Genomic DNA, 13,161 nt, shown 5'->3' on the forward strand with positions numbered 1-13,161 from the left:
GCCGGCGCGGGGCCGTTCGCCTCGGCGGACGCGGGGCCCGTGCCGGGCTGGGGCGCCGGAGGCTTCGGCTTCTCCGCGGGCTGCTGCTTCGCGGGCGTGGCGGAGGCCGCCGCGGGCTTGTCGGGCTGCGGGGCGGCGACTGGCTGGGCCTCGTCTGGCAAGAGCGCTCCTCGTGCGGATCCGGACACACCCGGAAGGGCCATCGTAACGACCCGGCGGCCGGTCCTCCCCCGGGGACCGTGAGAGCCCCGACAACGCCGACGGGCACCCGGTTGTTCCCGGGTGCCCGTCGGTGTCGGTGCGGCAGGTCCTCAGACCGTGATCAGGGCCTCCAGCGGGGCCCCGCGCAGGCTGTCGCCCAGGCGGGCCCGCCCGTCCAGGAAGCCGAGCTCCATGAGGACGGCGACCCCGGCGACCTGGGCGCCGGCCCGGCGGATGAGCTCCAGGGAAGCGCCGGCGGTGCCTCCGGTGGCGAGTACGTCGTCGATGACCATGATCCGGTCGTCGGCGGAGAGGTCCTCCGCGTGGATCTCGATCTCGGCGGTGCCGTACTCCAGCTCGTACGCCTGGCTGAGCGTGGCCCCCGGCAGCTTCCCGGCCTTGCGGACCGGTACGAAGCCGAGGCCGGACCGGACCGCGACCGGGGCGGCCAGGATGAAGCCGCGGGCCTCCAGGCCGACGATCTTCGTGGCGCCGTGCCGCAGGCACAGTTCCGCGAGGGCGTCGGTGAGGGCCGTGAAGGCGACCGGGTCCGCGAGCAGCGGGGTGATGTCCTTGAACATCACGCCCGGCTTCGGGTAGTCCGCCACGTCACGGATGCGGCTGAGCAGGAGTTCCCTGGTGTTCTCGGCGGTGCTGGGCATCAGTGCTTCCCCGGGGTGCGGCCGTGGCCCCTGGGCTCCCGGCGCTGACCGACGACCGCACCGGCGGGGGCGGTGTCCTCGTGGTCGGCCCCGTCCAGCTCGGCCTGCTCGGCCTCGGTGGCCTCGCCCTTGGCGGCGGCGGCCGCGCGCTTGGCGAGGACCCGCTTCTTCAGGGCCTTCATCTGCGGCTCGCGTTCCTTGAGGTCGGCGACCAGCGGGGTGGCGATGAAGATCGAGGAGTACGCACCGGCCGCGAGGCCGACGAAGAGGGCGAGCGAGATGTCGTTCAGCATGCCGGCGCCGAGGACGCCGCCGCCGATGAACAGCAGACCGGCGACCGGCAGCAGGGCGACGACGGTGGTGTTGATCGAACGGACCAGCGTGCTGTTGATGGAGCGGTTGGCGACGTCGCTGTACGTCCACCGGGTCTGCTTGGTGATCCCCTTCGTGCCCTCCTTGAGGCTGTCGAAGACGACGACCGTGTCGTAGAGGGAGTAACCGAGGATGGTGAGCAGACCGATCACGGTGCCCGGGGTGACCTCGAAGCCGACCAGGGCGTAGACGCCGACCGTGATGGTGATGTCGTGGATCAGCGCGACGAGGGCCGCCACCGCCATCCGCCACTCGAAGGCGATGGCCAGGTAGATCACGACCAGGATCATGAAGACCCCGAGGCCGGTCCACGCCTTGTTGGCGATCTGCTCGCCCCAGCTGGGACCGACGAGGTCGGCCGCGATCTTCTCGCGGGGGACGTCGAGGTCCTGGGCGAGCTTGTCCTGGATCTCGTCCGACTTCTGGGTGTCGACCTCGGTGATCTGGATGCGCAGACCGCCGTTGCCCAGCTTCTGGACGATGGCCTGGTGGCCGGAGGCGTCCGACGCCAGATCCTCCGCCTCGGAGACGGACACGCTCGTCTTCGGGGTGGTGAAGACGGCACCGCCCTTGAACTCGATGCCCATGTTCAGGCCGCTGACCACCAGGCCGAGGATGGCCGTGATGGTGATCAGGACCGAGACGCCATACCAGATCTTGCGCTTGCCGATGAAGTCGTAGCCGACCTCGCCTCGGTAGAGACGGGCGCCGAGATTCCCGAGTCGCGACATCTCACGCCTCCTTCGGTTCGGTGGGGGCGTTGACACGGCGGGAGCGGCGCAGCGGCGGCTTGGCGCCGAGGCGCTTCGGGTCGAGACCGGACCACGGGTGGCCGCCGGCGAAGAACTTCTTGCGGGCCATGATCGTCATGAGCGGCTTGGTGAAGAAGAACACCACGACGACGTCGAGCAGGGTGGTGAGACCCAGCGTGAACGCGAAGCCCTGGACCTTGCCGACGGTCACCACGAAGAGCACCGCGGCGGCGAGGAACGACACGAAGTCGGAGACCAGGATCGTGCGCCGGGCGCGCGGCCAGCCGCGTTCCACGGCGGGGCGCAGCGTACGGCCTTCGCGGATCTCGTCCCGTACGCGTTCGAAGTACACGATGAAGGAGTCGGCGGTGATACCGATGGCCACGATGGCACCGCAGACGGCGGGCAGGTTCAGCGCGAAGCCGATGGCCGGGCCGAGCAGCGACATGATCGTGTAGCTGAGGATGCCGGAGACCAGGAGGCTGAGCAGGGCGATGAACGCCAGACCGCGGTAGTAGGCCACCAGGTAGACGACCACGAGGGCGAGGCCGATGGCGCCGGCGATGAGTCCGGCCTTCAGCTGCTCGCCGCCGAGCGCGGCGGTGACGGTGGTGACGCTCTGCTCCTTGAAGGAGAGCGGGAGCGCACCGTAGGAGAGCTGGTTGGCCAGGGCCTCGGCGCTGTCCTGGTTGAAGCTGCCGGAGATCTCGGCGCTGCCGCTCAGCTGCTCGCTGACCCGGGGGGCGGAGACGACCTCGCCGTCCAGCGCGATGGCGAACTGGTTCTGCGGCTCCTGCTGCGTGGAGAGCTTCTTGGTGATCGTCTGGAACTGCTTGGAGCCCTTGCCGGAGAACTCCATCTGGACGAGCCACATGCCGCGCTGCTGGTCGAAGGCGGCCTTGGCGCTGTCGACCTCGGTGCCGGACACCTCGGCCGGGCCGAGCACGTACTTGGCGTCGCCCTCCTGGCTGCACGCCACGACCGTGTCGCCGGCCTTGCTGCCCTGGGCGGCCTTGGAGCGGGACGCCTTGCTGGAGCAGTCGAGCTCCTCGAACTGCTTCTGGAGCTTGGCGGCGGCGGCCTGCTCCTCGGCGGAGGCGGACTCGCTGGCCTTGGGCGTGGCGCTGGCCTTCGGCGAGGGCGAGTCGGCCTTCAGGGCGCCGGTGACCGCGCGGCCCTGGGTGGTGGCGGAGGCCGACGGCTTGGACGAGGGGCTGGCGGCCTTGTCGCCGTCCGTCGCCTTCTCGGAGGCGGACGCCTTCGGCGAGGGCGAGGCGCTGGCCTTGCCGGAGGGCGAGGCGCTGGGGTCCGGGGTGGGGGTGCCCTGGGCGACGGTCAGCACGGGCCGGAAGTACAGCTTGGCCGTGGTGCCGACCTGCGCCCTGGCCTCGGCGGAGTTCGTGCCCTTGGGGATGTTGACGATGATGTTGCGCGTGCCCTGGGTCTGGACCTCGGCCTCGCTGACCCCAAGACCGTTGACGCGGCGGTTCATGATGTCGACCGCGGTGTCCATGTTGGTCTTGTTGATCGCCTTTTCCTGGCCGGGCTCGGCCTTGGCCTCCAGCGTGATGGAGGTGCCGCCCGCCAGGTCGATGCCGAGTCGCGGCGTCGGCTGGTCGGCCAGGAACATCCCGCCCGTGAGGGCGACCATGGCGATCAGGATCAGCGCCAGGGAGCGCCCTGGCTTCCCCTGTCCGCCGGCCGCGCCTCGGCCCTTCTTCGGTGCTGCCACCTTGTCGTTTCTCCCTGTCCAACCGCCCCGCGCCGGGTATGCGCCCAAGCGGCCACGAAGTTAAGTGGGGGCCCGCCCCCGCGAAGGCACGCACGGACCGGGGTGCCGGATGCCTGTGGGCTCACGGCATCCCCGGGTCGCCGTGTGCTACTTCGCGTCGGCCTCGCCGTCGGCCTTGCCCTCGGACTTCTTGTCGTCCGCGGCCTCGGCGTCGTCGTCCGAGTCGGTCTTCTTGACCAGGTCGGTCTTGGCGCCGTCGGCCTCGGTCAGCGAGGAGGCGTCGTCCGGCACGACCGGGGCGTCGACGTCGAGCTCCGGGTCGTCGCCGTGGACGATGCGGTTGTACTCCGCGTCGTCCAGGACCGCGCCGATCGCGTTCTTCGCGTACACGGCGTGGACGCCGGGGGCGACCTCAAGGAGGACCGTGTCGTCGTGAAGCTCCTTGACGGTGGCGTACATGCCCCCGATCGTGCGGACGCCGGTGCCGGGCTGCATGTCGTTGCGCATGGCCGCAGCCGCCGCCTGCTTCTTCTTGGCGGACCGCGTCATCAGGAACATGGCCCCGATGAGCACGATGAAGGGGAGGAGAGTCACGGGATTCACGGGACGAATTTCCTTCGCACGACCGCACTGGAGAACGGCCTGATCTACGGGGGTGGGTACACCGACCCTTTACGGGCGGCATCGGCGGAGTCTAAGCGAGTCCGCATCGATGGAACAACGCCCAGCATGGCACCGTGGTTCCGCTTCCCGTCAACCTGTGACCCATCACGCCCCGAACAGGCCCTGTTGTCCCGTTACGCCGTGCTGCGGGGGAACGAGCCCCAGGTGGGCCCAGGCGGCCGGGGTGGCGACCCGTCCGCGCGGCGTCCTGGCCAGCAGTCCTTCCCGTACGAGGAAGGGCTCGGCGACCTCCTCGACGGTCTCGCGCTCCTCCCCCACGGCGACCGCGAGCGTGGACAGGCCCACCGGTCCCCCGCCGAACAGCTTGAGCAGCGCCCCGAGCACCGCCCGGTCCAGCCGGTCCAGGCCCCGGGCGTCGACCTCGTACACCCCGAGGGCCGCCGAGGCGATCTCCCGGTCGATCCGGCCGTCGGCCTTGACCTGGGCGTAGTCCCGCACGCGGCGCAGCAGCCGGTTCGCGATCCGGGGCGTGCCCCGGGAGCGCCCGGCGATCTCGGCGGCGCCCTCGGCGTCCAGCTCGACGTCGAGCAGGCGGGCGGAGCGGTGGATCACCCGTTCCAGTTCGGCGGGGGCGTAGAACTCCATGTGCCCGGTGAAGCCGAAGCGGTCGCGCAGCGGGGGCGGCAGCAGCCCGGCCCGCGTGGTGGCGCCGACCAGTGTGAAGGGGGGCAGCTCCAGCGGGATCGCGGTGGCGCCGGGGCCCTTGCCGACGATGACGTCGACCCGGAAGTCCTCCATGGCCATGTACAGCATCTCCTCGGCGGGCCGGGACATGCGGTGGATCTCGTCCAGGAACAGCACCTCGCCCTCCTGGAGCGAGGAGAGGATCGCCGCGAGGTCGCCGGCGTGCTGGATGGCCGGTCCCGAGGTGATCCGGATCGGGGCGTTCATCTCCGCCGCGATGATCATGGAGAGGGTGGTCTTGCCGAGGCCGGGCGCGCCGGAGAGCAGGACGTGGTCGGCGGTGGCGCCGCGGGCGCGGGCGGCCTTGAGGACCAGGTCGAGCTGTTCGCGGACCTTCTCCTGGCCGACGAACTCGTCCAGGTCCTTGGGGCGCAGGGCGGCCTCGACCGCGGTGTCGTCGCCGTCCGCGCCGGCGTCCACCAGCCGCTCGTCGAGCCGGTCGTCCATGCCTGCGCCGGTGTCGTCCCAGTTCATCTCGTCCTGTCCCGCCTCGGATGTCTCGGTGCCCCGCCGCAGGTGCCCGGCCGGGTGTGAAGGGTGGCCCGCGCCGCTCAGCGCGCCCGGTTGAGGGTCTGCAGGGCGGCGCGCAGCAGCTGCGGCACGGGCGCCCGGTCCCCGGCGGCGAGGGCTTCCTCGGCCTGGGGCGCGACGGCGGCGACCGCCTCGTCGGCCTCGCGGGTGGCGTAGCCGAGGCCGATCAGGGCGGCCTGGAGCTGGTCGCGCCAGGAGGCGGAGACGGCGGTGCCGATGCCCTGGCCGGGGGCGTGGGTGCCGATCGGTTCGCCGAGCCGGTCCTTCAGTTCCAGCAGGAGCTTCTGGGCGCCCTTCTTACCGATGCCGGAGACGGCGGTGAGCGCCTTCTCGTCTCCGGTGGCCACGGCGAGCCGCAGGGCGTCCGGGGTGTGCGTGGCCAGCATGGCCTGGGCGAGCCGGGGGCCGACGCCGCTGGCGGTCTGGAGCAGCTCGAAGACCTGCCGCTCGTCGTCGTCGGCGAAGCCGTAGAGGGTCAGCGAGTCCTCGCGGACGACGAGTGAGGTGGCGAGCCTGGCCTCCTGGCCGACGCGCAGGGCGGCCAGGGTGTTGGGCGCGCACTGCACGGCCATGCCGATGCCGCCGACCTCGATGACGGCCGTGGTCGGGGCGAGCGCGGCGACGGGGCCGGTGACGAAGGCGATCATCGGGGGACCTTCCGGATGGGTACGGCTGCGGTGCGCGGGACGCGCGGGGTGCGGGCGGCGGCCGCCGCGTGCGCCTGCTGGAGGCGGTTGAGTGCGGGGGCGCGCCAGATGTGGCAGATGGCGAGCGCCAGGGCGTCCGCGGCGTCGGCCGGTTTCGGCGGGGCGTCCAGCCGCAGGAGCCGGGTCACCATGACTCCCACCTGGGCCTTGTCGGCGCGCCCGCTGCCCGAGACGGCGGCCTTCACCTCGCTGGGCGTGTGCAGGGCGACGGGGAGGCCGCGCCGGGCGGCGCAGAGCATGGCGATCGCGCTGGCCTGGGCGGTGCCCATGACCGTACGCACGTTGTGCTGGGCGAAGACCCGCTCGACGGCGACGCAGTCGGGGCGGTGCTCGTCCAGCCATGCCTCGATGCCACGCTCGACGGCCACCAGGCGGTGGCCGAGCTCCGCGTCGGCCGGGGTGCGCACGACGCCCACGCCGAGCATGGTGAGCGGGCGGCCCGCAACGCCCTCGACCACACCGACCCCGCACCGGGTCAGTCCCGGGTCCACGCCGAGCACGCGCACGGGCGCCCCTCCCTGCCGATCGGTCAACTGTTCCACTGTTTCAGCAGGCTATCGGTCGGGACCGACAATGCGGCGGGCCGGCGGGGTGTGTCCCCGCCGGCCCGTCCGGAACGGCTGTGCCACAGCGGCTCAGGCGTCGACCTTCGCCATGACCTCGTCGCTGACGTCGAAGTTGGCGAAGACGTTCTGCACGTCGTCGCTGTCCTCCAGCGCGTCGATCAGCTTGAAGATCTTGCGGGCGCCCTCCTCGTCCAGGTCGACCTGCATGGTGGGCAGGAAGTCGGCCTCGGCCGAGTCGTAGTCGATGCCCGCCTCCTGGAGCGCGGTGCGCACCGCGACCATGTCGGTGGCCTCGCTGACGACCTGGTAGCTGTCGCCGAGGTCGTTGACCTCCTCGGCGCCCGCTTCCAGGACGGCACCGAGCACGTCGTCCTCGGTCAGCTCGCCCTTGGGGACGATGACGACGCCCTTGCGGTTGAAGAGGTACGAGACGGAACCCGGGTCGGCCATCGAGCCGCCGTTGCGGGTCATGGCGACCCGGACGTCGGACGCGGCACGGTTGCGGTTGTCGGTGAGGCACTCGATGAGCACCGCGACACCGTTGGGGCCGTAACCCTCGTACATGATCGTCTGGTAGTCGACGCCGCCCGCTTCGAGACCGCCACCGCGCTTGACCGCGGAGTCGATGTTCTTGTTCGGGACCGAACTCTTCTTCGCCTTCTGGATCGCGTCCACGAGGGTCGGGTTGCCCTCGGGGTCCACACCGCCGGTGCGGGCCGCGACCTCGATGTTCTTGATCAGCTTCGCGAAGAGCTTGCCGCGCTTGGCGTCAATCACGGCCTTCTTGTGCTTCGTCGTAGCCCATTTAGAGTGGCCGGACATCTGCCTTCTCCTTCGCGTCACCAAATTCCGTACGAACCCGAGAGATCCTACCGGGATCGAGTCACCCGGCCGCGCGCACCATCTCGGTGAAGTACGCGTGGAGACGGTGGTCCCCGGTCAGTTCCGGGTGGAATGACGTGGCGAGGGCGTTTTGCTGGCGTACGGCCACGATGTGGCCGCCGTGCTCCGCGATCACCTTCGCCCCGGCGCCCACCGACTCGACCCAGGGGGCCCGGATGAAGACGCCCTCCACCGGTCCGCCGTCGATCCCGGCGACCTCGACGGCGGCCTCGAAGGACTCGTTCTGCCGCCCGAAAGCGTTACGGCGCACGATCATGTCGATGCCGCCCAGCGTCTCCTGGCCGGACCGGGGATCGAGGATCTTGTCGGCGAGCAGGATCATCCCGGCGCACGTGCCGTAGACCGGCATCCCGGCCGCGATCCGCTCGCGCAGGGGTTCCAGCATGCCGAACAGGGCGGCCAGCTTGGACATGGTGGTGGACTCGCCGCCGGGCAGGACCAGGCCGTCCACCTCGGCCAGTTCCTCGGGACGCCGGACCGGCCTGGCCAGGGCGTCCGCCGAGGCCAGGGCGATCAGGTGCTCCCGTACGTCGCCCTGGAGGGCCAGGACTCCGATCACAGGGGTGTCGTTCATCGGTGACTACCAGCCGCGGTTGGCGTAGCGCTCGGCCTCGGGCAGCGTGTCGCAGTTGATGCCGACCATGGCCTCGCCCAGGTTCCGCGAGGCGTCCGCGATGATCTTCGGGTCGTCGTAGAAGGTGGTGGCCTTCACGATGGCGGCGGCGCGCTTGGCCGGGTCGCCGGACTTGAAGATCCCGGAACCGACGAAGACGCCCTCGGCGCCGAGCTGGCGCATCAGGGCCGCGTCGGCCGGGGTGGCGACGCCGCCCGCGGAGAACAGGACGACGGGCAGCTTGCCCAGCTCCGCGACCTCCTTGACCAGCTCGTAGGGGGCGCGCAGGTCCTTGGCGGCGGCGTACAGCTCGTTGTTGTCGTAGCCGCGCAGCCGGGCGATCTCGTTCTTGATCTGGCGCAGGTGGCGGACGGCCTCGACCACGTTGCCGGTGCCCGCCTCGCCCTTGGAGCGGATCATGGCCGCGCCCTCGGCGATACGGCGCAGCGCCTCGCCCAGGTTGGTGGCGCCGCAGACGAACGGGGTGGTGAAGGCGAACTTGTCGCTGTGGTTGACCTCGTCGGCCGGGGTCAGGACCTCCGACTCGTCGATGTAGTCGACGCCGAGGGACTGGAGGACCTGCGCCTCCACGAAGTGGCCGATGCGGGACTTGGCCATCACCGGGATGGACACCGACTCGATGATCTCCTCGATCATGTTCGGGTCGGACATCCGGGCCACGCCGCCGTCCTTGCGGATGTCGGCCGGCACCCGCTCCAGGGCCATGACGGCCACGGCGCCCGCGTCCTCGGCGATCTTCGCCTGCTCGGCGTTGACGACGTCCATGATCACGCCGCCCTTGAGCTGCTCGGCCATGCCGCGCTTGACGCGGGCGGTGCCGGTGGCCGGGGCGTCGGCGGACTGCGGGGTGCTGGGAAGCGTGGACACGGCTGACCTCACTGGGGGGAGCGGATGCGGACGCGCCGAATGACGCAGTCCGAGCAAACGCCCCCGCACCAGTCCACAGCAAGGGCCAATAGGAGGCCGGTGGATCGTTTTCACCCACCCCCTGCGTACGGGGAGGGGGGCACTGTCCGTCAGCTGCCCGGCCGGTCCGCCAGGGCCACCGGCGGTTCGTCGTCCATCTCGAACGCCAGCGGGAACGGCGCGTGCCCCGCCAGCCGGAACCACCGCACCGTGCGGTGCCGGCGCAGCGCCCGCGCCGCCCGGACCGCGTCGTTGTGGAAGCGGCGCGCCATCGGCACCCGCCGCACCGCCGCCGCCAGCTCGGACGCCGCCTCCTGGCCCCCGGGGATCTCCCGTACCGCCTCCACCTGCGCACTCTCACCGAACACCGCGCGCAGGGCGGTGCTCAGCTCGCTCTCGGCGACCTCGCGGTGGTCCTCGGCCGACTGCCTCGCGGCGTGCGCGGCCTCGTACAGCACGATGGACGCGGCCGGGTCGAGGACGCCGGAGGTGGCGAGCTCCTGGGTGACCGAGGCCCGGCGCAGCAGTTGCGCGTCGAGGGCGGCCCGGGCCGCGTCGATGCGGGCGTGCAGCCGGTCGAGACGGCCGGCGGTCCAGCTGAGGTACAGGCCGATCGCGACGAGCACCACGACGGCCCAGATGATGAGGGTTACGGTCACGGGCGGCAAGGCTACCGGGGCGAGGCCCCCGGCCCGTCACTCCCGGGCCAGTCCGAACCGGGCCCGCAGCCCCGTGCGTTCGTCGGCCGCGACCGAGGCGGCGCCGTCCGTCACCGTCTCGTACACCGCGAGGATGTCCGCCCCGACCGTCGACCAGTCGAAGCGCCGCACGTGGGCGCTCCCCCGCTCGCGCAGCCCGGCCCTCCGCTCCGGGTCGCCAAGCAGCCGTACCGCCGCCTCGGCCAGCGCGTCCGCGTTCTCGTTGGCGAACAGCTCGCCCGCCGCACCCTGGTCCAGGACCTGCGCGAACGCGTCCAGGTCGCTGGCGAGGACCGGCGCGCCCGCCGACATGGCCTCGACCAGGATGATCCCGAAGCTCTCGCCCCCGGTGTTGGGCGCCACGTACAGATCGACGCTGCGCAGCAGCCGCGCCTTGTCCTCGTCGCTCACCATCCCCAGGAACTCCACGCGCGAGCGCATCTCCGCGGGCAGCGAGGCGACGGCCTCCTCCTCGTCGCCCCGGCCGGCCACCAGCAGCCGGGTCTCCGGGCGGGCCGCGAGGATCGCGGGCAGCGCGCGCATCAGCACGGGCAGGCCCTTGCGGGGCTCGTCGATGCGGCCGATGAAGCCGATCGTGCCGCCCTGCCACTCGGGCCGGGGCTCGGCCTGCGCGAAGAAGTCGACGTCCACCCCGTTCGGGATGACCACCGCGTCGCCGCCCAGGTGCTCGACCAGGGTCCGGCGGGCGTACTCGCTGACCGCGATCCGCGCGCTGATCTTCTCCAGCGCCGCCTGCAGGATCGCGTACGCGGCGATCATCGCCCGGGAACGCGGGTTGGACGTGTGGAACGTGGCGACGATCGGGCCCTGTGCCGCCCAGCAGGTCAGCAGCCCCAGCGACGGCGAGGTCGGCTCGTGGATGTGGATGACGTCGAACGTGCCCTCGTGCAGCCAGCGCCGCACCCGCGCCGCCGACAGGAACCCGAAGTTCAGTCGGGCCACCGAGCCGTTGTACGGCACCGGCACGGCCCGGCCCGCGGAGACGACGTACGGCGGCAGCGGCGTCTCGTCGTCGGCCGGGGCCAGCACGGACACCTCGTGGCCGAGCCGGATCAGGTGCTCGGCCAGGTCGCGGATGTGGAACTGCACACCGCCCGGAACGTCCCAGGAGTACGGGCAGACGATGCCGATCTTCACGTCGGGTCTCCGCTCCGGTCTCCACGGGGTTCGAGGTCGGCGAGCCAGAGCCGTTGCAGCATGTGCCAGTCCTCCGGGTGCTCGGCGATGCCCACGGCGAACGCGTCGGCCAGGGCCTGTGTCATCAGGGACGTCTTCCCGGCCCGGTCACCTGACCCCGGCACCTCGACCGGCGGATGGATACGCGCCTTCATCACCGGCGTGTCGTCGTACGACAGCGTCACCGGCAGCAGCAGCGCGCCGGTCTGCTGGGCCAGCAGCGCGGGCCCGGCCGGCATCCGGGCCGTATCGCCGAAGAACGAGACCTCGATGCCCGACGAGGACAGATCGCGGTCGGCGACCAGGCAGACCAGACCGCCCGACCGCAGCCGCCGGGCCAGCGTCCCGAACGCGGCACCGCCGGTGTGCGGCAGCACCTCCATGCCCAGGCCCTCGCGGTAGGCGACGAACCGGTCGTACAGCGATTCCGGCTTCAGCCGCTCGGCGACCGTGGTGAACGGCACCTTCAGGTCCGTGGTGACCCACGCCCCGGCCAGGTCCCAGTTCCCCAGGTGCGGCAGGGCGAGAATCACCCCGCGCCCCGAGTCCAGGCCGTCCGTCAGCCGGTGCGCGTCCGTGACGTCGATCGACGCCTTGATCCGCTCCGGGCTCCAGGTCGGCAGCCGGAACGACTCCATCCAGTAGCGCATGTACGAACGCATGCCGGCCCGCGAGAGGGCGGCCAGCCGGGCCGGATCGGCGTCCGGCACGACCCGCTTCAGGTTGGCCTCCAGCCGCAGCACGCTCTTGCCGCGCCGCTTCCACACCTGGTCGGCGAGGGTACGGAACAGGGCCCGGGCGGCCGGCTCGGGCAGCGTCTTGACCGCCGTCCACCCCAGCCCGTACAGCGCGTCGCTCAGCCGCTCCTTCGCGCCGGGCCGCGCGTCGGCGCCGCTCACTGCCCGTCCGCGTCCGCCGCGTCCGCCTCCGCCGCCTCCCGGCGCACGGTGACGACCCGCTGGATCAGCGTCACCAGGCTGCCCACGGCGACGATCCACAGCGCGATCGGCAGCAGCACCTGGATGCCGGGCACCCCGAACTTGTGCAGACCCGCGAAACCGGCCGCCACCAGCGAGATCACCAGGCGCTCGGCACGCTCCACGAGCCCGTTGACCGCCACCGGCAGCCCGATCGCCTCACCGCGCGCCTTGGTGTACGAAACCACCTGACCGCTCGCCAGGCAGAAGATCGCCACCGCGCACAGGATGTTGTCGTCGCCGCTGCCCGCGTACCAGAGGGCGAAGCCGCCGAAGATCGCACCGTCGGCGACCCGGTCCAGCGTGGAGTCCAGGAACGCGCCCCACCGGCTGGAGATGCCCGCCTGGCGCGCCATGTTCCCGTCGACGAGGTCGGAGAACACGAAGATCGTGATGACGATCGTGCCCCAGAAGAACTCCCCCATCGGGAAGAAGACCAGCGCACCGGCCATCACTCCGGCCGTACCGATCAGGGTGACCGCGTCCGGGCTCACGCCGAGACGGAGGAGCAGTGCGGCGAACGGCGTGAGGACACGCGTGAAAAAGGCACGCGCGTACTTGTTCAGCATGGCCTTCCCGAGGGGTAGCTGGGCCGCGTGACCCCGTCGGCCACCGGCTGGAGGGTTGCTGAAGGCCCTGGCCGGGTCAGGGAGCGGTGGCCGGTGCGTGCGGCTGCAAGGCGCCGGAGCGTCTCCATGGCGGAACCATGAAGGCGTTTCGGCAACACCGCAGACGTGCGTGCCGGGCGCCGCGAGCCCGGCCAGGGCCTTCAGCACCCTCCGGGCCCATCGTAGTCACGCCCGGCGACCGTCACCGTCCGGGCACCCCGGCTCCCCGCGCACGACGTGTGCACGCGGTCCCGGGGCGCTGCCGAGCCCGGAACACCGCGGGCGTCGCCGCCCCCGAGGGCGGGGCCCTCCGACGCCGCCTTCCGGACCGCCGGCGCCCCGGCCCC

14 protein-coding genes are annotated in these 13,161 nt (G+C 71.7%); all 14 read right to left on the minus strand.

All coding sequences use genetic code 11. The features are described from left to right. Window positions 1-311: 311 nt before the first annotated feature. On the minus strand, window positions 312-863 hold the full coding sequence (locus G3I41_RS35145; protein WP_164404573.1) for an adenine phosphoribosyltransferase: 552 nt from the start codon (window positions 861-863) through the stop codon (window positions 312-314). Beyond that, a complete protein-coding gene (secF, locus tag G3I41_RS35150) occupies window positions 863-1,966 on the minus strand; it encodes a protein translocase subunit SecF (protein WP_164404574.1) in 1,104 nt (367 codons plus the stop codon). The genes G3I41_RS35145 and secF overlap by 1 nt, the downstream gene beginning before the upstream one ends. Window position 1,967: 1 nt before the next feature. Beyond that, on the minus strand, window positions 1,968-3,719 hold the full coding sequence (gene secD, locus G3I41_RS35155; protein ID WP_164404575.1) for a protein translocase subunit SecD: 1,752 nt from the start codon (window positions 3,717-3,719) through the stop codon (window positions 1,968-1,970). 147 nt (window positions 3,720-3,866) lie between these two features. Beyond that, window positions 3,867-4,322 (minus strand): preprotein translocase subunit YajC, encoded by a 456-nt coding sequence (gene yajC / locus G3I41_RS35160; RefSeq protein ID WP_164404576.1) that lies wholly within the window; start codon window positions 4,320-4,322, stop codon window positions 3,867-3,869. Between the two features lie 165 nt (window positions 4,323-4,487). After that, on the minus strand, window positions 4,488-5,561 hold the full coding sequence (ruvB, locus tag G3I41_RS35165; protein ID WP_164404577.1) for a Holliday junction branch migration DNA helicase RuvB: 1,074 nt from the start codon (window positions 5,559-5,561) through the stop codon (window positions 4,488-4,490). Between the two features lie 77 nt (window positions 5,562-5,638). Continuing rightward, entirely contained in the window at window positions 5,639-6,265 is a 627-nt protein-coding gene (ruvA, locus tag G3I41_RS35170; protein ID WP_164404578.1) for a Holliday junction branch migration protein RuvA, read from the minus strand. Further along, complete coding sequence (gene ruvC / locus G3I41_RS35175; protein ID WP_164404585.1) at window positions 6,262-6,831, minus strand: crossover junction endodeoxyribonuclease RuvC; 570 nt, start codon at window positions 6,829-6,831, stop codon at window positions 6,262-6,264. Before ruvC ends, ruvA begins: the two co-directional genes overlap by 4 nt. Window positions 6,832-6,960: 129 nt before the next feature. Continuing rightward, entirely contained in the window at window positions 6,961-7,713 is a 753-nt protein-coding gene (locus G3I41_RS35180; RefSeq protein WP_164404579.1) for a YebC/PmpR family DNA-binding transcriptional regulator, read from the minus strand. Window positions 7,714-7,774: 61 nt separating this feature from the next. Next, a complete protein-coding gene (gene pdxT / locus G3I41_RS35185; RefSeq protein WP_164404580.1) occupies window positions 7,775-8,368 on the minus strand; it encodes a pyridoxal 5'-phosphate synthase glutaminase subunit PdxT in 594 nt (197 codons plus the stop codon). Between the two features lie 6 nt (window positions 8,369-8,374). Continuing rightward, complete coding sequence (pdxS, locus tag G3I41_RS35190) at window positions 8,375-9,295, minus strand: pyridoxal 5'-phosphate synthase lyase subunit PdxS (protein ID WP_018103870.1); 921 nt, start codon at window positions 9,293-9,295, stop codon at window positions 8,375-8,377. Between the two features lie 149 nt (window positions 9,296-9,444). Further along, window positions 9,445-9,993, minus strand: coding sequence for a LemA family protein (locus G3I41_RS35195; RefSeq protein WP_164404581.1), 549 nt, complete (start codon window positions 9,991-9,993; stop codon window positions 9,445-9,447). Window positions 9,994-10,029: 36 nt separating this feature from the next. Beyond that, on the minus strand, window positions 10,030-11,190 hold the full coding sequence (locus G3I41_RS35200) for a glycosyltransferase family 4 protein (RefSeq protein WP_164404582.1): 1,161 nt from the start codon (window positions 11,188-11,190) through the stop codon (window positions 10,030-10,032). Next, complete coding sequence (locus G3I41_RS35205; protein ID WP_164404583.1) at window positions 11,187-12,128, minus strand: phosphatidylinositol mannoside acyltransferase; 942 nt, start codon at window positions 12,126-12,128, stop codon at window positions 11,187-11,189. Before G3I41_RS35205 ends, G3I41_RS35200 begins: the two co-directional genes overlap by 4 nt. Continuing rightward, entirely contained in the window at window positions 12,125-12,775 is a 651-nt protein-coding gene (gene pgsA, locus G3I41_RS35210; RefSeq protein ID WP_164404584.1) for a phosphatidylinositol phosphate synthase, read from the minus strand. The genes G3I41_RS35205 and pgsA overlap by 4 nt, the downstream gene beginning before the upstream one ends. Window positions 12,776-13,161: the final 386 nt, after the last annotated feature.

Origin of the sequence: Streptomyces sp. SID9727 (genome assembly GCF_010550605.1) — a bacterium.
Taxonomy (GTDB): Bacteria; Actinomycetota; Actinomycetes; order Streptomycetales; family Streptomycetaceae; genus Streptomyces.